Source organism: Nocardia sp. NPDC057272, from assembly GCF_042668615.1.
Classification (GTDB): Bacteria; Actinomycetota; Actinomycetes; order Mycobacteriales; family Mycobacteriaceae; genus Nocardia.
Genome location: NZ_JBHUYK010000001.1, coordinates 309,001 through 333,392 on the forward strand (window position 1 = coordinate 309,001; position 24,392 = coordinate 333,392).

Genomic DNA, 24,392 nt, shown 5'->3' on the forward strand with positions numbered 1-24,392 from the left:
CCGGTATCGCTACCGGCGGCTCGTCCACGTCATGCCCCGATGCTCAGCAGCGCGCCTGCCCCGGATCCGTCCCGCCCACGCCGAGCCGTCGACGGATCGGGAACGGGTACCGCGTCGACCAGGCGGCGGGTGTACTCCTGAGCCGGTGCGGCGAATACCGCGCGCGCCTCGCCGGTTTCGACGATCCGGCCCTGCCGCAGCACCACAACCCGGTCGGCGACCTGGTGCACCACGGCCAGATCGTGACTGATGAACAAGCTGGCGAAGCCGTACTCGGCCCGGAGGTCGGCGAACAGGTCCAGCACCTGCGCCTGCACCGACACATCGAGCGCGCTGGTCGGCTCATCGGCCACCAGCAGGCGCGGCGCCAAGGCCAGCGCGCGAGCCAGCGCCACCCGCTGACGCTGCCCGCCGGACAACTCCCCCGGCCTGCGCTGCGCGTAATCCCTCGGCAGCCGCACCGATTCGAGCAGGTTCTCGACCTTGGCCTGCAACAGAGTCCCCGATGCGGCCCGATGCACCTGCAACGGTTCGCCGATCGAGTCGGCGACAGTGCGTCGCGGATCGAGTGAGGCACTCACGTCCTGATGCACCAGTGCGACATGCTTGCGTAGTCCGCGCAGCTCGCGCCGCGACAACCCCGCCAGCGCGACACCTTGCAGCTCTACTCGTCCCGTGGTGGCGGGCACGAGTCCGAGCGCGGTGCGCCCCAGTGTGCTCTTGCCCGACCCGGATTCACCGACCAGCCCGAGGACCTCACGTGGACCGAGGGTGAGCGAAATGTCCTGCAGGGCGGGGAAGGACGCGCCACCGTGGCGTCCCGGGTACACCACCGACAGGTCGTCGATCCGCAGCACGTCGCGGTACTCGGACTCGCCACGCCCACCGCCCTTCTCGGCGACCACCGCGGGCCCACGCACGACGACCCGCCGCAGAATCCTGCGAACACTGCCCTCCGACGGCGCATCGGCCGGCTCGTCGGCCAGGTCCGCCGGCTCGTCGTCGTGGTCGGACGCACCGACCGCACCGGTTTCGCTGTCGTCGGCCTGCACCGTGGAACTGTCACCACCCGGCGCACCGGCGTCGACCGAAGCCTCGATGATCTCGGCAGCATCCGGGGCGGCACTGTCCGCCGCGGCATCGGTGGCAGGTTCTGGATCTCCACCCCGCGACGACACCGCGGGCAACCGCGGCACCGCCGCCAGCAGCGTCCGCGTGTAGTCCTCGCCCGGTTCGGCGAACAACCCGAACACCGTCTGCTCTTCGACCACCCGCCCCTCGCGCATCACCACGACCCGGTCGGCGATCTCCGCGACCACCCCGAGGTTGTGGGTGATGAACAGGATCGCCGTCCCGCGCTGACGTTGCAGGGTGCGCAGCAGCGCGAGGATCTCGGCCTGCACGGTGACATCGAGTGCGGTGGTCGGTTCGTCGGCGATGAGCAGTGCCGGCTCGCCGGACAGGGCGAGTGCGATGACCACGCGCTGTTTCTGCCCGCCGGAGAGCTGATGCGGATACCAGTCGAGGCGCTTGTCCGGCTCCGGAATGTCCACTGCCGTGAGCAGTTCGATCGCGCGGGTTCGCGCGGTGGCCTTGTCGGTCACGCCGTGCGCGCGCAGCGCCTGCGCGATCTGGGTGCCGATCTTCTGCACCGGGTTCAGCGCGGTCTGCGGTTCTTGGAAGACCATGGCGGCCTTGGTTCCACGCAGGTCCCGCAACGCCGATTCGGCGGCACCGACGACCTGCGTCCCCGCGAGCCGGATCGACCCGCCTGCCCGCGCGGTCTCCGGCAGCAGCCCGAGCACCGATCGCGCGGTGAGCGACTTGCCCGAGCCGGATTCCCCGACGAGGGCGACGACTTCACCCCGGCGAACCCGCAAGCTCACCCGGTCGACGACCGTCCGGTCGCCGAAACTCACCGTCAACTCGTCGATGTCGAGCACGGGGTCGAGCTGGTCGGATGGTGTGCTCATGCCAATCTCCTCGCCCGGCCCAATGCTTGGGCGATCAACAGGAATCCCAGGGTCAACGCGGCCACCACGACCAGCGGTCCGATCGCGATCCACGGGTTGGCGTCGAGGTTGGCGATCGAGCCTGCGATCAGCGAACCCAGCGACGGCTGCGGCGGCAGCACGCCGATCCCGATGAAACTCATCGCGCCTTCGATGAACACCGCCACCGACAGCGACAGCGCGAACTGGACGCCGAGCGGTTCGATCACATTGGGCAGCACATGCTTTCGCAAGGTCCACCAGGTATCGGCGCCGATCACCTCCGAGGCTTCCACGAACGGTTGTTCGCGCACGGCCAGTACCGCCGTGCGGATCTGCCTGCCGAAGATCGGGATCTCGGCGGCGATGATCACGATGACCACCGCGTGCCAGCCGGGCCCGGTGATCGCGGCGAGCGTGATCCCCAAGATCAGTGTGGGGAAGGCCAGGATCAGATCGAACACCCGCTGGACGGTCACGTCCGCGATCGGATGGGCGGTGGCGGCCAGCCCGACCAGCGCACCGACCAGGGCCCCGATCGGCACGGCGAGCAGCGCGATCAGCAGGTCGATCCGGATACCGGCCAGCACCCTGGCGGCCACGTCACGGTTGAGGTGGTCGGTGCCGAGCCAGTGCTGCGCGCTGGGGCCCAGCAGGTTGGCGCCGGGGATCTGGGTGAGCGGATCGTAGGAGCTGAGCAGCCCGGCGAACACCCCGGCCAGTGCCACCACAGCGACCAGCAGTACCCCGGCCAGCCCCTGCCCACGACGCAGCGCGCGCAAGGACCCCTCGTGCCGTGGTGATCGATCCACAGCCACCGTGGTTTTCGCGACAGTCACGAGCGTCCTCCGATGCGAATCCGCGGGTCCAGCCACGCGTGCGCGACATCGGTGATCAGCTGGATCACCACGAACACCGCCACCGACAGCAGCAACAGCACCTGCACGAGCGGATAGTCACGACGACTGATCCCCTGCTCGATGAGCTGCCCGATCCCCGGCCACACGAAGGCCGCCTCCACGAGCACCGCACCACCGAGCAGCTGCCCGGTCTGGATGCCGAGCACGGTGAGCATGGTCGGCAGCGCGTTGCGCAGTGCGCCACGGGTGACGATCTCGCGATATCCGACGCCGAGTGAACGTGCTGTCAGCACATACTGTTTCGCGAGTTCGGTGCGCAGCGCTTCGGTGAGGAACCGGGTGAGCGCCGCCGACACCGGCAACGCGAGGCAGATCGCGGGCAGCAGCAGGTACTGCACGGCGATATCGGGCCGGGCGATGAATCCGTCCGGCGGCACCCCGCCCGCGGGCAGCACCGGAATCGCGACGGCGAACACCAGCACCAGCAGCGGTCCCACCACGAATGTCGGCAGCGCGACCGCGATCGTATTAGCGGCGGCGACCACAGTATTCAGCCAGCGGCTCGGCCACAGCACCGACGCCACCGACACGACCAGGCTCACCACCACGGCCAGCAGCAGTGCGGTCACCGTGAGCACCAGCGTGTTGGTGAGCCCGCGGCCGACCAGGTCGGTGATCTCGCCGCCGATGATGTAGGAGCGACCGAGATCGAGGGTGAACACGTCGCCGAGCCACTGCAGATACTGCACGGGGATCGATCGGTCGAGGCCGAGCTGGTGGCGGATCACCTCGATGGTCTGCGGGGTCGCGTCGTTGCCCGCCAGGATGGTGGCGGGGTCACCCGGAACGAGCCGCAGCAGCAGGAAGATCAGCACCGAGGCGCCGAACAGCACCAGCAGCGCCGAGGGGAGCCGGTGCAGCAGGTAGCGCGTCATGACAGGAAGGTGTCGGTGAGGACGGGCTCGCGCCGCTTGGTCCAGGCGAAACCGTGCACCTTGCTGACGGTGGAGTACTGCTGGAAACGCACACCGATCTCGATCAGGAACAGCCCCTCGAGCAGCTGGTCGGTGACCGCCTGGTAGGCGCGGACCGCTTCGGGCCCGGTGCCCTGCGCCAGCTGCCACGCGGTGTCGGCGGCCGCGGTGTAGGCGGGCGATTCGTAGCGTGAGGCATTGCGGCGGGCGTTGAACGGGTAGGCGCTCACCGTCAGAGTCGACGGGACGAACTGCGCCCACGAATGGTCGGTGACCCACAGACCGCGGAACTGCTGGCCGGTGAGCTGCTTGACGAAGGTGGCGGCGTCGACCGGGTCGAGTTCGACCTCGATGCCCACGTCGGCGAGGTTGGCCTGCACGATCTGGGCGACCTCGCCGTAACCGGGGGCGAAGGTCAGCGGCAGCTTCGGCGGCTTGGCCGTCTGGCCGAGGAGCTGCTTGGCCTTGTCGATGTCACGCTTGTACTTGGTGTTGCGGGATTCGTCGAAGGCGGGCGAGTTCTTCGGCCACGGCACGTTCAGCGGATATCCCGCGCCCCGGAACACCTCGTTGATGATGCGGTCGCGGTCGAGGGAGAAGGCGATGGCCTGGCGGACCCGGACATCGGCCAGCGACGGCTCGGTCACATTGACGCCGACATAGGCTTGCAGCTCGGCGCCTTCGAGATCGTGCACCGTGAATCCGCCGCTCTTGCCGAGATTTTCGGCATCGCGGTAGCCGAGTTCGCGCGCCGCGGCGATCTGACCGGACTTCAACGCGTTGAGCAGCGCGTTCGGGTCGGGGATGATCGAGACCTCGACCCGGTCGAGGTATGGGCGCTCGGGCACCCAGTAGTTCGGGTTCTTCTCGAAGATCAACTGCGAGTTCGGCACCCGCTCGACATATTTGAACGGGCCGGTACCGATGTAGGTGTCGCCGGTGCCGAGTTTGTCCGCGGTTTCGCTGTCCAGGATCGGCACGGTGTCGAGCAGGTCGTAGATGTTGCTCAGCGGATGGGCGAGCTGCAACACGATCCGCGTCGGCGAGACGATGTCGAAACCGGTGACGGCAGCGGCCGAGCTACGCAGCTGCGCCGACCATTTGGCGTCGGCGTAGGTGCGCAGCGAGAACTCCACATCCTTGGCGGTGAAGGGACGCCCGCTGTGGAACTTCACGTCGTCGCGCAGGTCCAGGCTCAGCGAACGACCGTCGGCGGCGAGCTGCCACGACTTGGCCAGTAACGGCTGCGGTTCCAGGGTGTCGTTCGGGTAGCGGATCAGCGATTCGTAGACCAGGCCGATCACGACCGGGGTCGCCGCGGTGTTGGTGAGCAGGTTCGCCGGCACCAGGTCCTCACGGATGCCGACCTTCAGGGTGCCGCCGCGCACCGGTGTCGCGTCGTCCCCGCCCGCCCTCTGTTCCGAGACCGCCGAGGTGCAGGCCGCCAGTGCGGCACCGCCGAAGATGGCCGCGGCGGCGATGCCGCTGGTGCGCAAGAAATTTCGGCGGCCGAAGCCACTCGCCGTTGAACTCATCGTGAAGATCCTCGAAGACGCATCGGCCCGCGCTGCGGGCCGAGGAGGGTGCGCACAGCGCACCGCAGGAAAGGGAACACATCGGCTCGGCCGCGAACGTCGTGGGCGTTCGTCAGCCGCGCAGGACGCGACACGAACAGCAGCAGGGTGGCTGATTCGTGGGCACGGCAGTGACGCTAACAAGTTGCGGCAGACCGGTCACCGATTCCACGCACACTGCACATAACCCTGGCGACCAGCGGATACGTCGCCTTTACTGCCAGAATGCCTGTCCCACCCCATGCTCGCGGTTACGCATCCTTCGGCGGCTCGGCCGGTCGCACGTCGGCGGAGTCGACCCCCGATTGGACGTATCCACCCACCGCGCCTGCCGGTTCGCCGAACATCGTCGTCGTGCTCGTGGACGACATGGGTTACAGCGATATCGGCCCGTTCGGTTCCGAGATCGAGACACCGACCCTGGACCGCCTCGCGGCCCGGGGTGTTCGACTCTCGAACTACCACACGACGCCACTGTGCTCGCCCTCGCGCGCGGCGCTGCTCACCGGCATCAATTCCCACCGAGCGGGTTTCGGCTTCGTGGCCAATGCCGACCCCGGCTACCCCGGCCTGCGCCTGGAACTGGCCGACGATGTGCTCACGCTCCCGGAGATACTGCGCGGCAACGGCTACGCCACCTACGCGGTGGGCAAATGGCATCTGGTGCGCGACGCCACGATGAATCCGTCGGCGCATCGGGACTCCTGGCCGACCCAGCGCGGATTCGACCGCTACTACGGGTCTTTGGAGGGTCTGAACTCCTTCTACTATCCCAACCAGCTGGTCTCGGACAGCTCGGTGGTCGACGTGGAGGAGTACCCGGAGGGTTATTACCTCACCGACGATCTCACCGACAAGGCGCTGTCCTATATCAAGGACCTGCGCGCGCACGACGCGGAGAAGCCGTTCTTCCTGTACTTCGCGCACGTGGCGATGCACGGGCCGTTGCAGGCCAAGGCCGAGGATCAGGCCAAGTACCGGGGTCGCTACGACCAGGGCTGGGACGAACTGCGCAGGCGACGCTTCGCCGAACAGCTGGCCCAGGGCTTGTTCCCGCCGGGCACCGAGCAGAAGCCGCGCAACACCGAGCCGGGTTACGAAGCGGCGGAGTGGGATTCGCTCTCGGCCGACGAGCAGCGGCGCTACGCCAAGTACATGGAGGTGTACGCGGGCATGGTCGACAGCATCGACCAGAGCCTGGGTCGTATCGTCGACCTGCTCGACGACCTCGGCGAACTGGACAACACCATCATCGTGTTCACCTCCGACAACGGCGGCACCGCCGAGGGCGGACCGGAGGGCACGCGCTCCTATTTCGCCGAGTTCGCCCACATCGATGATCCCGACTGGGTGGGCGATGTCCCGCACGACGAGGACCTGATCGGCACCGCGAAGCTGGGCGTGCACTACCCGCGCGGCTGGGGTCAGGCGTCCAACACGCCGTTCCGGTTCTACAAGGGCCAGACCTTCGCCGGCGGCGTGCGAGTGCCGCTAGTGGTGTCGTGGCCGAAGGGGTTGCCGCGCACCGGCACCGATTCCGGTATTCGCCATGAGTACGCCTACGTCACCGATCTCGCGCCGACCCTGCTCGACCTGGCGGGTCTGGACCGTCCTTCTGTGCGTAACGGGCTGCCCGCCAAAGACTTCGACGGAATCTCGGCGGCCGAGCTGCTGCGCGATCCGGCAGCCCCGACCCGCCACACCGAGCAGTACTCGGAGATGACCGGTCATCGTGGCTTCTACCGCGACGGCTGGAAGCTGCTGTCGCTGCACGATGCCGACGCCGACATCGACGCGCCGAACTGGCAACTGTTCGACGTGCGCGCCGACCCCACAGAGCTGCACGATCTTTCGGCGCAGTACCCGGACAAGGCCGCCGAACTCGCCACCGCATGGGACGAATCGGCCTGGGCCAACACCGTTTTCCCGCTGCTGACGCGCGCCGACCTGTTCCGCCGCCGCCCCGAAGAAGCCCGATTCGCCGCGCCGGCCCGCCTCCTCCCCGGCACCCCCACCCTCGAGCGCTACCGCTCCCAGCGCCTCATCGCCTACCGCGACTTCACCATCACCGCCGACCTGACGGGGGCCCGACCGCCCGCCGCCGCGACGGCGCCCGCGACATCGCGTGCTTCGGACGCAGCACCCGATGTCGCGGAGCGGGCCGAGGTGGCCGGATTCCAGCTCGATGACGAGGGTGTGCTCGTGGCGCACGGTGACCCGCTCGGCGGGTACCTGCTCTACATCGAGGACGGCGAAGTAGTGCTCGGCGTGAACAGCTATGGGCGGTATGCGTCGGTGGGCGTGCCGCTGCCCATCGGGACGCGCGAGATCACCGTCCGAGCCACCATCGAGCCGCGTCTGCGCTGGGACTTCACCATCCAGGTCGACGGCACGCCGCTCGCGGAACTCACCGACCAGGTACAACTGGTCGGCATGGCGCCGTGGACCGGGATCTCCGTCGGCGTCGACGCGCGCGGCCCGGTCTCGTGGGATCTGCGCGAACGCCGCGGACCGTTCCGCTACAGCGGGAGCCTGCGCGCGATCACCTACACGCCCGGCCCCGTGCAGGTCCCGCAGCGCACGATCGACGCGGTGGAACGGGAGGCCGAGTACGCCGCGGAATGACGGACCGCCGCTCATTCGACGGGCGCCGCTCAGCGCGGGCCCCGAGGATCGAGTCGCGACCAGGTCGGATACCGTTTACCAGCCGGAAATGCCACGCAGACAGGACGACGGAGATGGACGACAGTTCCCTGATCTGGGACGACGGTGCGCTTGTCACCATCGACCAGCGCGGACTGCCACACGAGGTGCGGGAACTGCGCCTGCGCACCGTCGACGAGATCATCGAGGCGATCACCACGCTCGCCATTCGCGGCGCTCCGGCGATCGGGATCGCGGGCGCGTTCGGCGTGGTCATCGCCACCAGGGCGCACACTCGCGGCGGCTCGGGGGACGCGCCGAGTCACTCGCCCGGCGAGGCAGGTTGTCGAGCCGGTGACGTGGTCGACGTGGCCGCTGTGCAGGCCGAGGCCGACAGGATCGCCGCGGCCCGGCCGACCGCTGTCAACCTGGCATGGGCGGTCGACCGGGTGCGAGCCCGGATCGCCGAGGGCGCCGACGCGGTGCTGGCCGAGACTCTCGACATGCTCGCCGAGGACGGGCGGGTCAACCTGGCCGCCGCCACCCACGCCGCCGATCTGGTGCAACGCCTGTGCGGTGCGCAGCCGCTGCGCCTGCTCACCCACTGCAATACCGGGCGCCTGGCCACCAGCGCGGTGGGGACCGCGATCGGCGCGTTGCGGGTGCTGCACGAGCGCGGCGCCGTCGCGGACGTGATCGTCGACGAGACCCGCCCGCTGCTGCAGGGCGCGCGGCTCACCACGTGGGAACTGGCCGAGGCGGGCATTCCGCATCGCCTGACCATCGACTCCGCCGCCGCCTGGGCGATGGCGACCGGTCAGGTCGACGCCGTGCTGGTCGGCGCCGACCGGATCACCGCCAACGGCGATGTCGCCAACAAGATCGGCACCTTCACCCTGGCTCTGGCCGCCCGCCACCACGGCATTCCGTTCATCGTGGTCGCGCCGGAGTCCACCCGCGATACCGCGATGGCGACCGGCGCGCAGATCGTGGTGGAACAGCGGGCCGCGGCCGAGGTGACCGGGTTCGGCGGGGTCGCGACGGCACCGGTCGACACCGCGGCGTTCAATCCGGCTTTCGACGTGACGCCCACCGACCTCGTCACCGCGGTCGTCACCGAACACGGTGTCGTCTACCGCAATTCGGATTCGTTCGATGACCGGGGCCGGGCGATTCCCGCCGGCGCGGGCAGCGCGCCGGGTCCGGCAGCGGACCCGGCTTTCGCCGACCCAGGTCTGGCGATCGCCACCACCGCGCGTCAGCTCTACCAGCGGGGGTGGATGCCGGGCACGGCGGGCAATATCTCGGTGCGGATCGCCCCGGCCCAACCGGGCGGGGGCGAGGACGCGCTCATCACCGCCAGCGGTTTGTCCAAAGGTGAACTGGGTGCGGACGACACGGTGCTCGTCGCGATCGCCGACACCACCCCGCGCCCTGGCCAGCGCCGGAAACCCTCCGCGGAGACCAGCATTCACACCGCCGTCTACCGCACCCGCGCTGCCGGCGCGGTCGTGCACGTGCACTCCCCGTTCGCCACCGCGCTGGCTACCACCGCCGCACGCCCCGGTGACGCGGTAACCCCTGTCCGGATCAGCGGTTTCGAACTGCTCAAAGGCTTCGGACTGGCAGACCCGTCGACGGTCGTCGTCCCAGTGTTCCCGAACTGGCCGGATGTGGCGCGGATCGGCGCCGACATCGACACCTACCTGCGCGAAAACCCTGCCGCACCACCGATTCTGTTCATCACCGGGCACGGGATCACCACCTGGGGTGACACTCTTGCCCAGGCGCGTGATCGCGCCGAATGCCTGGAAGCCCTGTGCGAGTTGATCGCCCGCACCGGACGAACCGACGCCACGCCCCTCGAGATCGGACCGACATGACCCTGCTGCAAGTGATGGCCGCCGACAACGCCGCCGACGTCCGGGTGCGCACCACCGACCCCACCGAGATCGGCGCCGAGCTGGCCCAGCACGGCATCGCGTACTCACACTGGGAGGTGCTCGCCGACGCCGCCGCGACCGACTCCGACACCCTGCTCGCCCACTACGGCCCGCAGATCGCCGAACTCAACGCCTCGGGCCGCTACGAGCACATCGACGTCGCCCGTATCCACCCCGACGCCGACAACCCGGAGTGGCCCGCCGTCGCCGCCGGTGCGCGCGCGAAGTTCCTCGACGAGCACCGCCACGCCGAGGACGAAGTGCGCTTCTTCGCCGCCGGCCGCGGCTGCTTCTACCTGCACGTGGGCGACGCCGTGCTGGCGACGGTCTGCGAAGCGGGCGACCTGCTCTCCGTCCCCGCGGGCACCCTGCACTGGTTCGACATGGGTACCACCCCCGACTTCATCGCCATCCGCTTCTTCGAGGAGGCCGACGGCTGGGTGGGCGACTTCACCGGCGACAAGATCAGCGCGGGCTTCCCGACGCTCGATGAACTGCTCGCGTGACCCGCGCGATCGTCCTCGACATCGAGGGCACCACCAGCCCCACCGACGCGGTCCGCACCGACCTCTACGGCTACACGTCCGCCCACCTGCCCACCTGGCTGTCCGAGAACACCGATGGCACAGCCGATTCGGTGCTCACCGCGACCCGCGAGCTCGCCGGTGAACCCGATGCGGGACCCGAGCGCGTCGCCGAGATCCTGCGCGGCTGGCTGGAATCCGACGTCAAAGCCGAGCCGCTCAAGACAGCACAGGGCGCGATCTGCGCCCAGGGCTTTCGCACGGGCGCACTGCGCGGCCGCTTCTTCGACGACGTGGCACCCACCTTGAAAGCATGGCACGCCGACGGCTTCCAGCTTTTCGTCTACTCCTCGGGGTCCGAACGCAACCAACGCGATTGGTTCACCTTCGCCGACGCGGGCGACCTGTCCGGCCTCATCACCGACCACTTCGACCTGGTGACCGCGGGCCCCAAACGCGAACCCGCCTCCTACGAATCCATCGCCGACCGCATCGGCGTCTCCCCACCGGACATCCTGTTCCTCTCCGACCACCCGGACGAACTCGACGCTGCCGTCGCCGCGGGCTGGCAAGTCGTCGGCGTACACCGCCCCGACGAACCCAATCCCCCACGCCCACCCCACCGCTGGGTGAGTTCCTTCGCTGACATAGATCCGCAGTTACCGGCCCACTAGTCTGCTTCCATGAACGACCAGGGGGCAAGCCTCGAACCCGCCCCGCAGCAGACAGATCCACCGGCACCAGCGTTCATCCAGACGATGCCGCCGACCGACGTCGACCCGTTCACCCAGCTCGCACCCGAGATCCCGGGACTGGACGCCCCCGACGCCACCTTCGTGCTGACACCCGGCACAGCCGCGCAGCTCGCCCGGCACAATGCGCTGCGGGCGGCGCCACGGTACATCGGGATCCTCCTCGCGATCGCGGTACCGACGAGCACGATCATGCTGCTCTGGCTCGGTCTCCCCTTCGAATCGATACTGGTGTTCCAGGGTGTGATCGTCGCGTATGTGCTGGTCGCCGTGTACTTCTCGCTCCGTCGCCAGTTCCGGAGCTTGTCCCGGTCCGATGTCACGACCGGCAGTTGCGCCATCACCCTCGGTGCCGACGCGCTCGACCTGGCCGAGGGTTCGTCGCGTACCCGGATCGGCTACGACCGTCTTCGCTCGGTCAGCGCCACCCGCCGCATCGTCACGCTGGGTTTCGACAATCGGCACGTCGCCCTGCCCCGAGAGCTGTTCCCCGACCCGCTGTTCACGCGACTGCGCGAGCTCGTCGGCGCCGACCCCACAGCGCGCCTTGCCTCGCTGCCACCGCTTCCTCGGCTCCCACACCCCCAGGTGCACACGGTGATCGCCGCCGATACCGCGCACCGACTCACCGTCGCGCGCCGCCTCGAGCCGTGGCGCCGGCCGGTCTGGGGTCCGCTCGCCATCGTATTCCTGCTGACCGAGGCCTGTGCGTTCGGCGCACTGGGATACGCAGTCCCCGGTGCGCTGTCGGCGCTGATCCTCGCATCACTTCTTGCGCTGACGATTCGGTTCTGGATGCGTCGGCCATCGGAGAACGCCCTGCGCCAGTATCAGGGCATGCTGCCGGTCGCGAGTGGCCTCGCGGCGCAGTTCGGCACCGACGCGGTCGTACTGGCGGGCGCCACCTTCATGCTGCGCGCACCGTTTTCGATCGTCACCGAAGTCATCGTTCGCGCGGACTGCGCGGTCCTGAAATATGGCACCACACCACTGATCCTTCCGAGAGCGCTGTTTGCCCCGGAAGTCCTTCCCCGGTTACGCGAACTCGGCGTCAGGGTCGTAGAGCGCTGACTCCCAGCGCCTCTCAGCCGACCTGAGCCCGGACCGGGCCTAACGACCCCCGCTGCACCGCCCCGAACACCCGTCGCGCGTGAACCGCGACCGGGCTGATCGACCAGGGTGCCAGCGTGGTGGTGAACATCAGTTCGCACCAGGACAGGGCGGGGATCTCACCGGCGGCGAGAGTGGCGATGAGGGAGAGTTCGGTGTCGTGGCCGAGCCAGGCCGCGACCAGCCAGGAGGCGTCGAGGCGGCCGAGGAATTCCTCGGCGTCCTCGGGCGGGCCATGGGGAGTGTCGACGGCGAGGTGGACGACGGCGGCGATCGCGTGGCGCATCTTGGCGTCCATGCCGATAGCGTCGTGCAGCAGCAGACTTTCCAGTGCCGAGCGCAGTTCCATCGAGGGATCGAGTGCTAGTTCGTGCATGACGAGCCTTTCCTGTGGTTCGGTCTGCTGGTCGAGGCCGCCGGTGATCGCCCGGAGTACCGGAATCGTCTGTGGCATTTCCGGATCGACCAGACCGGTCAACGGCCCCGACGACCAGTCGAGCCTGCCGAACGCCTGGCACCAGTCCAGTGCCGGATTGTCGTCGGTGACAACCAGATCCAGTGCGAGCCCGGCCATCGACGCGGTGCAGGCCAGGGTGATGGCGTCGAGCCCCTCTTCGCTGACCGCCAGGTGCAATGTCACCTTCTCGACCCCGGTATCCTCGCGTGCTCGGCCCGCGAGCCAGATCGCGCGGCCCGCGGCCCCCATCGTGGCCGCGAGTTGGTCGCCGCGCGGATGGTCGGCGTCGGCGTCGATGAACGGGCCGTACCAGATCGCCCTGCCCTCCGCGTCGCAGACCGCGAATGTCGCCGAGACACTGTCGCCCGCGGCGGCCAGACTTATATGGGCGTCCAGCCCCTGCTCCGTCACCCTCATCAAAATCCCCATTTTCCGATTCGAGCCGAATATCGGTACGCCCCCTATCCAATCGGTCATGAACACACATGTCCACAGGGCGCGCACAAATATTTGTCCCCGGTGAGGTACATACACTCGCCAGTGAATTCACAGGACCGGCAGTACCCCAGACGGGAGTACCGCATTCAGTCCGCAACCGGGCGAAATCGACCGGATGGCTTGTATGTTTCGACAATGCCCTTCGTACACTCCGATTCTGTGAACGTCCATTTCCGCACCGATGCCGTCCACGGTCCGACGCTGCTGCTGGCCCATGGATTCCTCATGGACGAATCCATGTTCGACCCGATCCGGAAAGTCTTGGCGCACACCGATATCAATGTCGTGGCCTGGGATGCCCGGGGTCACGGCCGCACCGGATACGGCGCCAACCCGCGGTTCGACTACTGGGATCTGGCCACCGACGGCCTGCGGGTTCTCGACGCGCTCGGCATCGAGCACGCGATTGTCGGCGGCATGAGCCAGGGCGGATACACGGCATTGCGAATGGCATTGCTCGCTCCCGAACGCGTGACCGGACTGGCACTGCTCGACACCGAGGCCGACGCGTGCACCAGAGACGAGGAAACCTATTACGAGAACTTCTTCGACGAATGGTGCGGCGCGGGCGCATTGCGGCCGCTGGCCGAAGACCTCGCACCACGATTGATCGGCGGCACCGACCCGCAGATCTGGCAGACCTGGATCACCCGCTGGCTGGCCGGCGATCGCAGCGCCATCCGCCCGGCGGCCGACTGCCTGATCGGCCGCGATTCGGTCGATGGGCGGCTCAACGAGATCACCGTGCCCGCGCTCGTGCTGCGCGGCGAACACGACCACAGCAGCACCGCGGACAAGTGCGCGCGGTTGGCCGCCGGGCTGCCGGGGGCGGGCGAGGTACGCACGGTGGCAGGCGCGGGACACGGCTGCGCGCTGACCCATCCCGAGCAGATCGCCGCGGCGCTGGCCGGACTGGTCACGGCCTGCACCCCGTACGCGGTCGAGCCGGTCGCGGTCGCCGGGATCTAACGGTCGGGACCGCGAACACCCAGGTAGTACTGGATGCGGCCGGGGTAGGCGACGGAGTCGAGCCGGAACAGCTGGACGTCGACGGTGTAGTTCTCGCCGGTGTGCAGATCGCACAGCCGCATGGCGGTGTGCTCGCGGCCGTAGACGGTGTCGCCGTCGTCCCAGATGCGGCGGAAGTCGCGGTACTGCGCCAATTCGTCGAGCAGTTCGGTGGCCCAGTCGCCGCCGCCCTGCTGGCCGATCAGACCGCGCAGCCAGTGCACGGTGAGCGTGGACTCCGTCTCCCATTCGACCATTACTTTGCGCGACAACGGGTTGCCGAAGAACCAGCGCAGAATATTGACGTCCTCGACCAGTCCGGGAAACGCGCGATCATAGGATTCGTTGACCGCCAGCACGTTCCAGCGCGTGTCGACGTAAGCCGCGAGATCGGGTTCCTGGAGCGCCAATGTGCGGCGCATCTCGGTGCTGATCTCGGCTCGCAGATCCTCGACGGTCGGGTTGTCGACCGGGGCGAGCCCGGCAAGATCGAAAAGATGTCTGCGCTCGATATCGGTCACCGGCGCGATCCGGTCGAGGTAGCGCACGAGCGCCTCGATCACCGCGTGCGTGGGCCGGTCGCGGTCCCCACTCTCCAAATGCGTGATGTAACTGGAGCTGACCCCCGCCGCGAAGGCGAGCTTTTCCCTCGAAATCCGTCGATCGTCGCGAAGTCGCCGCAGCAACCCGCCGAGCGTCGGCGGTTTCGGCGGCCCGTCAGGCCCGTCGAACGATGGCTTCGGTATCACCCCAACCCTCCCTGTCTGCACGGGCTCATCCTGGATGACTATTCAACCTCGAGCCAACCGCCGACCGGAAAAGATGCCGTTTCTTTATATTGGCGTCCCGTCATTTGGGTAGTTACCGGTGGGCAACTGTGTGCGTGGTCACGAAATGCGGTGTGCCGAACCAAATTAAAAGGATTCTGATTCGTTCCGTTCAGCAGTGCTATAGGATTCCGCACCGCTCCACCACGACCGTCGCGATCCACAACCCCCGCCGGACATCGCCGCCGACGACCGGTCGGCTCCGGTTCACCGCGGATCGACCCGGAAACGCCTCCCGCCGAGCGCGGCGCCCGTCGGGCACCAGTCGACCCAGCCCGCCACCGTCGACCGCCTCGAGCACCGCGTCGAGGCGGGCCCGACCCGACCATAGTTGTGTGTGGCGTCACATCAGCGCTGTTCAGCGGGCACACCGGGTGTGTAAACAAATGTAAACCGCGGGAGAACCAGTCGTTTCCGAAGCATCACCGCCGACCTGTCGACGCACCCCCCGATCACCGCGTTCGGCCAGCTCGCGGCTCGTTCACCCTGGTGAGCCCCCGATAGCGGGCGGCGTCGCGAACCTCCCCCGTGACCACGACATTGCGCCGACCTCACAGCTCACCGAGGCCCGAATCCGGATGTGAAAAGTTCGTTTTGCCGAAGGAGTCCGCCTCCTTACAGTTTCCCCCAACAGCCCGATTTCACAGCTCGAAGGGGGCGTCGTGGTTAATTCGCGCACGCAAGGTCCGTCGCCCGCCGATTTCGGCGACACATTGCTGAACCTCGGTAAGTATTTCCAGCGGGGCGAGGTATCGCCCGACAACCGGTCCGTCTACAAGGTCGGTGGTCGCGATGCCGACGAGTTCTACCGCGACCGCTGGTCGCACGACAAGGTGGTGCGCTCCACCCACGGCGTGAACTGCACCGGCTCGTGCTCCTGGAAGATCTACGTCAAGGACGGCGTGATCACCTGGGAGTCCCAGCAGACCGACTACCCGTCGGTGGGTTCGGACAAGCCCGAGTACGAGCCGCGCGGCTGCCCCCGTGGCGCGTCCTTCTCCTGGTACACCTACTCCCCGGCCCGCGTGCGCTACCCGTATGTGCGTGGCACGCTGCTCGACCTGTACCGCAAGGCCAAGGCCGAGCTCAAGGACCCGGTGCTGGCGTGGGAGTCCATCGTCGAGGACCCGGCCAAGGCCAAGGCCTACAAGACCGCGCGCGGCAAGGGCGGATTCGTCCGCGCCGAATGGTGGGAAGCCGCCGAAATCGCCGCCGCCGCGCATGTTTACACGATCAAGCAGTACGGCCCCGACCGGGTGGCCGGCTTCTCGCCGATCCCCGCGATGTCGATGGTCAGCCACGCCACCGGCGCCCGCTTCGTCTCGCTGATCGGCGGCTACATGCTGTCGTTCTACGACTGGTACGCCGACCTGCCGGTGGCCTCGCCGCAGGTATTCGGTGACCAGACCGACGTGCCGGAGTCGGCGGACTGGTTCGACGCGGGCTACCTCATCATGTGGGGCTCCAACGTCCCGGTGACCCGTACCCCCGACGCGCACTACATGACCGAGGCGCGCTACCGCGGCCAGAAGGTCGTGGTGGTCTCCCCCGACTACGCCGACAACACCAAGTTCGCCGACGAATGGGTGGCCGCGCGGCCCGGCACCGATGCCGCGCTGGCGATGTCGATGGGGCACGTCGTGCTCAAGGAGTTCTTCATCGAGAAGCAGACTCCGATGTTCACCGATTACATCAAGACCTACACCGATCTGCCGTACCTGATCTGCCTCGACGAGGCGGCAGATCAGGACGGCGCCCTTCCCGGCAAGTTCCTCACCGCCGCCGATCTCGGGCATACCGGCGAAGGCGTCGAACACAAGCCGGTCCTGCTCGACCAGGCGGGCAACCCGGTGGTGCCCAACGGCTCGCTGGGGCACCGCTTCGGCGAGGGCGACGCGGGTAAGTGGAACCTCGACCTCGAGGGTGTCGACCCGCTGCTCACCCTGCTCGGCCACTCCGACGACGCACCGGCCACGATCGCGCTGCCGCGTTTCGACACCGACGTCGCCGGGTCGATCATCCGTGGTGTGCCGACGAAAATCGTCGCGGGCAAGCGGGTCACCACCGTGTTCGACCTGCTGCTGGCCCAGTACGGTGTCGGCCGCGACGGTCTTCCGGGCGAGTGGGCGACGGGGTATGACGACGCCGAGTCGCCGTACACCCCGGCCTGGCAGGAAGCCATCACCGGAGTGCCCGCCGTGCAGGCGGCGCGCATCGGACGCGAATTCGCCGACAACGCGGAACGTTCCGGCGGTCGCTCGATGATCCTGATGGGCGCGGGCACCAACCACTGGTTCCACTCCGATCAGATCTACCGTGCCTTCTTCACCCTCACGCTGCTCACCGGCTGTCAGGGCAAGAACGGTGGTGGCTGGGCCCACTACGTCGGCCAGGAGAAGTGCCGTCCCGTCACCGGTTGGGCCACCTTGGCGTCGGCGAGCGACTGGCAGCGCCCGCCGCGTCAGATGCAGGGCACCGTGTTCTGGTACCTCACCAATGATCAGTGGCGCTACGACCCGTTCACCTCGGACTCGTTCGCCTCGCCGCTGGGCAAGGGCAAGTTCGCCGGGCGCACCGCCGCCGACAACATCGCGCTGGCGAGTCGTCTCGGCTGGATGCCCAGCTACCCGACGTTCAACCGCAACCCCCTGGACCTGGCCGACGAGGCCGCCGAAGCCGGCAAGACCCCCGCCGAGCACGTCGTCGACGGGTTGAAGTCCGGCGACCTGCGCTTCGCCTGCGAGGACCCCGACGCCCCCGAGAACTTCCCGCGCGTGCTCACCGTGTGGCGCGCGAACCTGCTCGGCTCCTCGGGCAAGGGCAACGAGTACTTCCAGAAGCATCTGCTCGGCTGCGGCTCCAACCTCCAGACCACCGACGCGACCGGGGTGCGCCCACAGGAACTGGAATGGCGCGAGGAAGGTGCCGAGGGCAAGCTGGATCTGCTGCTCGCACTGGACTTCCGGATGACGAGCACCACGCTGTTCGCCGACATCGTGCTCCCCGCCGCCACCTGGTACGAGAAGCACGACCTGTCCTCGACCGACATGCACCCGTTCGTGCACGCGTTCTCCCCCGCCATCTCCCCGCCGTGGGAGGCCAAGACCGACTTCGAGGCGTTCCACCGGATCGCACGCGGTTTCTCCTGGCTGGCCGAAAAGCATCTGGGCACCCGCAAGGACATCGTCGCGGTGCCGTTGCAGCACGATTCGCCCGATGCGCTGGCGCAAGCGGGCGGCAAGGTGCTGGACTGGAAAGCCGGTGAGTGCGAGCCGATCCCGGGCAAGACCATGCCCAAGATCGTGGAGATCGAACGCGACTACACCAAGATCGCGGAGAAACTGGCCGCGCTCGGGCCGCTGGTGGAGAAGCTCGGCCTGACGACCAAGGGCGTCACCACCTTCCCCGAGGAAGAAGTGGCGTACCTGGCCGGGCAGAACGGCACCATCGTCTCCGGCATCGCCGCGGGCCGGCCCTCGCTGGCCAAGGACACCCACGCCGCCGAGGCCATCCTGTCGCTGTCGGGCACCACCAACGGCCGCCTGGCGGTCGAGGGGTTCGAGGCGCTCGAGCGGCGTACCGGCACCGAGCTGGTCGACCTCGCGAAAGAGGCCGAGGGCAAGCGGATCACCTTCGCCGACACCCAGGCTCGCCCGGTGCCGGTGATCACCTCGGCGGAATGGTCGGGCTCGGAATCCGGCGGACGCCGGTACTCGCCGTTCACCATCAACGTCGAGCGGCTCAAGCCGTGGCACACCCTCACCGGCCGCCAGCACTTCTACCTCGACCACGACTGGATGATCGAACTCGGCGAGCAACTGCCGATCTTCCGTCCACCGCTCGACATGTCGGCATTGTTCGCGGAGCCGAGCATCGGCAATGTGAGCGGCAACGGTCTCACCGTGCGCTACCTGACCCCGCACTCCAAGTGGTCGATCCACTCGGCGTACCAGGACAACCTGCACATGCTCACGCTCTCGCGCGGCGGTCAGACGATCTGGATGTCGGATGTCGACGCCAAGAAGATCGGGGTGGCGGACAACGACTGGATCGAGGCGATCAACCGCAACGGCGTGGTCGTGGCCCGCGCGATCGTCTCACACCGCATGCCCGAGGGCACGGTCTTCATGTACCACGCCCAGGACCGCGCGGTCGACGTGCCGCGCATCGAAGGCGCCGAGGACACCACCAAGGAAGCCAAGGGCAAGCGCGGCGGTATCCACAATGCGCTCACCCGGGTGCTGATCAAGCCCTCGCACCTGATCGGCGGCTACGCCCAGCAGTCCTTCGCCCTCAACTACCACGGCCCGACCGGTAACCAGCGTGACGAAGTCACCACCATTCGCCGCCGCAACCAGAACGTGGAGTACTGACATGCGCGTAATGGCACAGCTCGCCATGGTCATGAACCTGGACAAGTGCATCGGCTGCCACACCTGCTCGGTCACCTGTAAGCAGGCCTGGACCAACCGTGGCGGCACCGAGTACGTCTGGTTCAACAATGTGGAAACCCGTCCGGGACAGGGTTATCCGCGCCAGTACGAGGACCAGGAGAAGTGGAAGGGTGGCTGGACGCTCAACAAGCGCGGCAAGCTGACCCTGAAGTCGGGCTCGCGATTCAAGCGCCTGATGAACATCTTCGCCAACCCCGACCTGCCCACGGTCGACGACTACTACGAGCCGTGGAGCTACGACTACGACAACCTGCTGTCGTCGCCGCCCATGGACACCACCCCGGTGGCGCGGCCCAAGTCGCTGATCACCGGGGAGGACACCAAGGTCACCTGGGGCGCGAACTGGGACGACGACCTGGGTTCGGGTCCCGAGCAGGTCGGCAAGGACCCCATCCTCGGCAAGCTCGAGACCAAGGTGAAACTGGAGTTCGAAGAGACCTTCATGTTCTACCTGCCGCGCATCTGCGAGCACTGCCTGAACCCCTCGTGCGCCGCGTCGTGCCCCTCCGGCGCGATCTACAAGCGCGAGGAAGACGGCATCGTGCTCGTCGACCAGGACAAGTGCCGTGGTTGGCGCCAGTGCATCACCGGCTGCCCGTACAAGAAGATCTACTTCAACCACAAGACGGGCAAGGCGGAGAAGTGCACCTTCTGCTACCCGCGCGTGGAAGTCGGCATCCCGACCGTGTGCTCGGAAACCTGTGTCGGGCGGCTGCGCTACATCGGCGTGATGCTCTACGACGCCGACGCGGTGCTCGAAGCGGCCCAGGTCACCGATCCACAGGACCTCTACACCTCGCAGCTCGGGGTGTTCCTCAACCCGCATGACGAGCGCGTGATCGCCGAGGCCGAGAAGGCGGGCATCTCGCCGGAATGGATTCAGGCCGCCCAGGATTCGCCGGTCTACAAGCTGATCGTCGACTACCAGCTGGCGCTGCCGCTGCACCCGGAATACCGCACGATGCCGATGGTCTGGTACGTGCCGCCGCTGTCGCCGGTGGTGGATGTACTCGCCGAGACCGGTCACGACGGCGAGGACGTGCGCAACCTGTTCGGCGCCATCGACGCACTGCGCATCCCGCTCGAATACCTCGCCGAGCTGTTCACCGCCGGGGAGATCGGGCCGGTGCGGTCCTCGTTGCAGCGGCTGGCCGGGATGCGGGCGTTCATGCGTTCGGTCAACCTGGGCGAGGAGCCCGAGGCCCACATCGCGCCGTCGATCGGGCTGGAGCCCGAGGAGATCGAGGCCATGTACCGGCTGCTCGCCATCGCCAAGTACGAGCACCGGTACGTGATCCCGATGGGCGCGACGTCCAAGGCGCACGAACTGGATTCGCTGGCCACCGGGTGCAGTCTCGACACCGACGGCGGACCGGGAATGACCGCGTTCGATCAGGTCGTCGAGAAGTTCTCGCTCTCCGATGTCAATCAGGCCGCGCCGGAGGAGAAGTCGGGCCGGATCAACCTGCTCAACTGGGACGGTCGCAGCACCAGCGGACTCCTGCCGAGCGCGAACGGCGGCACCGCTGGTAACGGGAAGACCGGCAACGGCGCCGGTAACGGCAACGGCAGCAACGGCGCTGCCGTCGCCGACAACCCCGTGAGTGGTGTCGCACCATGAGCCTGCTGTCGATTCGTAAACGGCCTCAACCGGTCACCGAGATGGCCGAGCACGACCGCCTGGTCGTGTGGCGGCTGGCGGCGTTGCTGCTCGACTATCCCGGCGAGCAGATGCTGGCCATGCTCGACCAGCTGTCCGAAGCCGCAGCGCAATTGCCCGACGAGGTACAGGCGCACTTCGCCGAGGTATTCGCCTATCTGCGCGATACCCCGGCGATCGAGGTGGCGCAGGGCTACGTCGAGACCTTCGACATGCGCCGCCGCGCCAGCCTGCACCTGACGTTCTACGCCTTCGGCGACACCCGCAAGCGCGGCATGGCACTGCTGCGGTTCAAGCACGCCTACCGGCAGGCCGGGGTGGAACTCGGCGACGAGGAATTGCCCGACCACCTGCCGGTGCTGCTGGAATTCGCCGCGACCATCGACCCGATCGGCGGCGAACGCCTGCTCGGTGAGCACGTACCGGTGATGGAGCTGCTGCGACTGTCGCTGGGCGACAACAACTCTCCCTACAGCGGCGTCCTCGGCGCGGTGCTCACCACGTTGCCGCCGGTGACCACCGCCGACCGCAGGCGCATCGCCGAACTCGCCGCCCAGGGTCCGCCCGAGGAAGAGGTCGGCCTCGAGCCGTACGCCATGGACCCCGCCCTCTTCGAAGCAACAGAAGGCCGCCGATGAACGCAACCATCCCCCTGCCCGAAGGCCTGTGGCTGATCCTGCCCTACATCGCGGCGACGTCCTTTGTGCTGGGCCATGTCTGGCGCTACCGGTTCGACCAGTTCGGCTGGACCACCCGGTCCTCGCAGATCTATGAGTCCAAGCTGCTGCAACTGGGCAGCCCGCTGTTCCACTTCGGCATGCTCGGGGTGTTCGGCGGGCATGTGATGGGTCTGCTGATTCCCGAGTCCTGGACCTCGGCGATCGGCATCTCCGAGCACGCGTACCACATCGTCGCGGTCGGCGCGGGGTCCATCGCGGGCCTGATGGTCGTGGCCGGCGTGGCCATCCTGTGCTATCGCCGCATCGTCATTCCCGCCGTGCGCAAGAACACCAGCCGCAACGACGTCATGATGTACACGCTGCTGACCCTGGCCCTGGTCACCGGTCTGCTCAACACCTGGGGTTCCAACCTGCTGTGGGGCACCTACAACTACCGCACCACAGTGTCGCCGTGGTTCCGCAGTCTGTTCTCGATCAACCCCGAACCCGGCCTGATGGTCGGCGTCCCCTGGACCTTCCAGCTGCACGGTCTGGTCGTTCTCGTTCTGGTGGCCGCCTGGCCCTACACCCGGCTGGTCCACATGTTCAGCGCCCCGATCGGCTACCTCACCCGCCCCTACATCGTCTACCGCCGCAAGGAAGTGGACACCAAGGACAAGACCCGCTTCGCGAAGGCTTGGGACGCCCCGGTCACGCCCGACCGCTGGTAGTTCGCAGTGCCCGTTCGACCGGCCCGCCCGCTCTCCACGCAGGCGGGCCGTTGTCGTTTCGGCCCACTCAGCGGGAGATCCCCCATTGCCCGCAGGACTGTAACGTGTTTCACTTTTGCACATGAGCGATGTCCTCGCACCCGCCACTCTCGGTCCGCTCACCCTGCGTAATCGGGTGATCAAGGCTGCCACGTTCGAGGGGCGCACACCGGACGCACTCGTCACCGACGACCTGGTGGAGTTCCACCGGGAGGTCGCCGAAGGCGGGGTGGGGATGACGACGGTCGCCTACTGCGCGGTCGCGCCGGGCGGGCGCACCGACCGGCATCAGATCTGGATGCGCGACGAGGCGGTACCCGGCCTGCGCAGGCTCACCGACGCGGTGCACGCCGAGGGCGCGGCGGTGAGCGCGCAGCTGGGGCACGCCGGACCGGTCGCGAACGCCAAGTCGAATCAGGCGCCCGCGCTGGCGCCGAGCCGGATGTTCAATCCACTCGGCATGCGCTTCACCAAGGTGCCGGACGCGCTCGGGATCGCCGAAGTCGTCGCGGCGCACGCGCGGGCGGCGCGATTCGCGCGCGAGTCCGGGTTCGACGCCGTCGAGGTGCATCTCGGGCACAACTATCTGGCGAGCTCGTTCCTGAGCCCGATGCTCAATCGGCGCAAGGACGATTACGGAGGGTCGCTGGTCAACCGGGCGCGGGTGGCCAGGGAACTGGTCAAGGCCGTGCGCGACGCCGTCGGCGACACGATGGCCGTGACGGCCAAGCTCACCATGGAAGACGGTGTGCGAGGCGGGTTCTCGATCGAGGAGTCGCTACAGGTGGCGACCTGGTTGCAGGACGACGGCGCGATCGACGCCCTCGAACTCACCGCGGGCAGCTCCCTGCTCAATCCGATGGCGATCTTCCGCGGTGACGCGCCGCGCAAGAACTTCGCGAAGACGCTGCCGGTGCCGACCCGGTGGGGATTCCAGCTCGTCGGCAAGGGCTTCCTGCGCGAATACCCTTACCGCCCGGCCTATCTCGCCGACAAGGCGCGCCGGTTCCGCGAGGAGCTGACGCTGCCGATCATCCTGCTCGGTGGCATCACCGACCGCCCGACCGCACAGCAGGCCATCGACGACGGTTTCGATTTCGTCGCCATGGGCCGCGCTTTGCTGCGCGAACCGGACCTGATCAGCCGCTGGCACACCGACGCGACGACCCGTTCCCTGTGCACGCACTGCAACGAATGCGTGCCGACCATCTACTCACGCACGGAATGCGTGCTCCGCACCTAGCCCACCTGGTCGGCCGATCGCCGACCAGGTGATCACGACGCCGGGTTACCGAGGGCTTTGCGCACCGCGTCGAACCAGGCCTGGGTGCCGACGAGGCCCTTCTCGTTGTCCTTGCGGCCGCCGACGAAGCCGAACAGGTCGGCGGCGTAGCGGCTCAGGACGGTGCTCTCGTTCTCCTCGAGTTCGGCGAGGACTTCGGCGTCGCCCAGCACATAGGCGACCACAGCCACCTGACCGGCGGGCCATTCGGCGCGGTGGTCGGCCCAGCCGTCGCCGCGCACGGCGCGTGCCTTGGCGAGCAGGTCCTCGCGGAGGGCGTCGCGGTCGGCGTCGGTGGGATGACGCGGTTTGCCCCAGGCGATCCGTTTCGCGTCCGACATATCGAGTCCTCTCGCTGATGTGAGGTAGGCCGGCGGCGACGACCGGGTTCGGGTCGACCGCCGCC

The 24,392-nt window shown here is 67.8% G+C and carries 18 protein-coding genes; 11 read left to right on the plus strand and 7 right to left on the minus strand.

Annotation, left to right across the window (positions count from 1 at the left end; all coding sequences use genetic code 11):
* Nucleotides 1-29 precede the first annotated feature (29 nt).
* Genes ACFULV_RS01380 through ACFULV_RS01395 form a run of 4 tightly spaced genes read right to left on the minus strand, consistent with a single transcriptional unit; the run spans nt 30 to nt 5,360 of the window.
* Nucleotides 30-1,973 (minus strand): dipeptide ABC transporter ATP-binding protein, encoded by a 1,944-nt coding sequence (locus ACFULV_RS01380; RefSeq protein WP_378651900.1) that lies wholly within the window; start codon nt 1,971-1,973, stop codon nt 30-32.
* Nucleotides 1,970-2,830 (minus strand): ABC transporter permease, encoded by an 861-nt coding sequence (locus ACFULV_RS01385; RefSeq protein WP_378651903.1) that lies wholly within the window; start codon nt 2,828-2,830, stop codon nt 1,970-1,972. The genes ACFULV_RS01380 and ACFULV_RS01385 overlap by 4 nt, the downstream gene beginning before the upstream one ends.
* On the minus strand, nt 2,827-3,786 hold the full coding sequence (locus tag ACFULV_RS01390; RefSeq protein WP_378651905.1) for an ABC transporter permease: 960 nt from the start codon (nt 3,784-3,786) through the stop codon (nt 2,827-2,829). Before ACFULV_RS01390 ends, ACFULV_RS01385 begins: the two co-directional genes overlap by 4 nt.
* On the minus strand, nt 3,783-5,360 hold the full coding sequence (locus ACFULV_RS01395; RefSeq protein WP_378651908.1) for an ABC transporter substrate-binding protein: 1,578 nt from the start codon (nt 5,358-5,360) through the stop codon (nt 3,783-3,785). The genes ACFULV_RS01390 and ACFULV_RS01395 overlap by 4 nt, the downstream gene beginning before the upstream one ends.
* A gap of 264 nt (nt 5,361-5,624) precedes the next feature.
* Between ACFULV_RS01395 and ACFULV_RS01400 the strand changes: the two genes are divergently transcribed.
* The 5 genes from ACFULV_RS01400 to ACFULV_RS01420 all read left to right on the plus strand — a co-directional run bounded on the left by ACFULV_RS01400 (nt 5,625) and on the right by ACFULV_RS01420 (nt 12,332).
* Entirely contained in the window at nt 5,625-8,024 is a 2,400-nt protein-coding gene (locus tag ACFULV_RS01400) for an arylsulfatase (protein WP_378651911.1), read from the plus strand.
* Nucleotides 8,025-8,137: 113 nt separating this feature from the next.
* Nucleotides 8,138-9,925 (plus strand): S-methyl-5-thioribose-1-phosphate isomerase, encoded by a 1,788-nt coding sequence (gene mtnA, locus ACFULV_RS01405; RefSeq protein WP_378651914.1) that lies wholly within the window; start codon nt 8,138-8,140, stop codon nt 9,923-9,925.
* Nucleotides 9,922-10,491, plus strand: a complete 570-nt coding sequence (locus ACFULV_RS01410; RefSeq protein WP_378632812.1) for an acireductone dioxygenase — start codon at nt 9,922-9,924, stop codon at nt 10,489-10,491. Before mtnA ends, ACFULV_RS01410 begins: the two co-directional genes overlap by 4 nt.
* A complete protein-coding gene (gene mtnC / locus ACFULV_RS01415) occupies nt 10,488-11,183 on the plus strand; it encodes an acireductone synthase (RefSeq protein WP_378651917.1) in 696 nt (231 codons plus the stop codon). Before ACFULV_RS01410 ends, mtnC begins: the two co-directional genes overlap by 4 nt.
* A gap of 9 nt (nt 11,184-11,192) precedes the next feature.
* Nucleotides 11,193-12,332, plus strand: coding sequence for a hypothetical protein (locus tag ACFULV_RS01420; protein ID WP_378651919.1), 1,140 nt, complete (start codon nt 11,193-11,195; stop codon nt 12,330-12,332).
* 13 nt (nt 12,333-12,345) lie between these two features.
* On the opposite strand, the gene ACFULV_RS01425 is transcribed toward ACFULV_RS01420, so the two are convergent.
* Complete coding sequence (locus ACFULV_RS01425; protein WP_378651921.1) at nt 12,346-13,245, minus strand: hypothetical protein; 900 nt, start codon at nt 13,243-13,245, stop codon at nt 12,346-12,348.
* A 240-nt stretch (nt 13,246-13,485) separates the two neighbouring features.
* Here ACFULV_RS01425 and ACFULV_RS01430 point away from each other — a divergent pair, with 240 nt between their 5' ends.
* Nucleotides 13,486-14,295 (plus strand): alpha/beta fold hydrolase, encoded by an 810-nt coding sequence (locus ACFULV_RS01430; RefSeq protein WP_378651924.1) that lies wholly within the window; start codon nt 13,486-13,488, stop codon nt 14,293-14,295.
* Here ACFULV_RS01430 and ACFULV_RS01435 read toward each other — a convergent pair.
* The gene (locus ACFULV_RS01435) at nt 14,292-15,104 is read right to left on the minus strand and encodes a helix-turn-helix transcriptional regulator (protein WP_378651927.1); all 813 of its coding nucleotides are present in this window, start codon (nt 15,102-15,104) and stop codon (nt 14,292-14,294) included. The genes ACFULV_RS01430 and ACFULV_RS01435 overlap by 4 nt on opposite strands.
* 719 nt (nt 15,105-15,823) lie before the next feature.
* Here ACFULV_RS01435 and ACFULV_RS01440 point away from each other — a divergent pair.
* From ACFULV_RS01440 to ACFULV_RS01460, 5 genes are all read left to right on the plus strand, one after another.
* Entirely contained in the window at nt 15,824-19,534 is a 3,711-nt protein-coding gene (locus ACFULV_RS01440; protein WP_378651930.1) for a nitrate reductase subunit alpha, read from the plus strand.
* Between the two features lie 10 nt (nt 19,535-19,544).
* Nucleotides 19,545-21,236, plus strand: a complete 1,692-nt coding sequence (gene narH, locus ACFULV_RS01445; RefSeq protein WP_378633453.1) for a nitrate reductase subunit beta — start codon at nt 19,545-19,547, stop codon at nt 21,234-21,236.
* Nucleotides 21,233-21,913 (plus strand): nitrate reductase molybdenum cofactor assembly chaperone, encoded by a 681-nt coding sequence (narJ, locus tag ACFULV_RS01450; protein WP_378651932.1) that lies wholly within the window; start codon nt 21,233-21,235, stop codon nt 21,911-21,913. The genes narH and narJ overlap by 4 nt, the downstream gene beginning before the upstream one ends.
* A complete protein-coding gene (gene narI / locus ACFULV_RS01455) occupies nt 21,910-22,665 on the plus strand; it encodes a respiratory nitrate reductase subunit gamma (RefSeq protein WP_378632791.1) in 756 nt (251 codons plus the stop codon). The genes narJ and narI overlap by 4 nt, the downstream gene beginning before the upstream one ends.
* 121 nt (nt 22,666-22,786) lie before the next feature.
* The gene (locus ACFULV_RS01460; protein ID WP_378651935.1) at nt 22,787-23,947 is read left to right on the plus strand and encodes an NADH:flavin oxidoreductase; all 1,161 of its coding nucleotides are present in this window, start codon (nt 22,787-22,789) and stop codon (nt 23,945-23,947) included.
* Nucleotides 23,948-23,979: 32 nt separating this feature from the next.
* Here the strand turns inward: ACFULV_RS01460 and ACFULV_RS01465 are convergent, their stop codons facing one another.
* The gene (locus ACFULV_RS01465) at nt 23,980-24,327 is read right to left on the minus strand and encodes a hypothetical protein (protein ID WP_378651936.1); all 348 of its coding nucleotides are present in this window, start codon (nt 24,325-24,327) and stop codon (nt 23,980-23,982) included.
* Nucleotides 24,328-24,392: the final 65 nt, after the last annotated feature.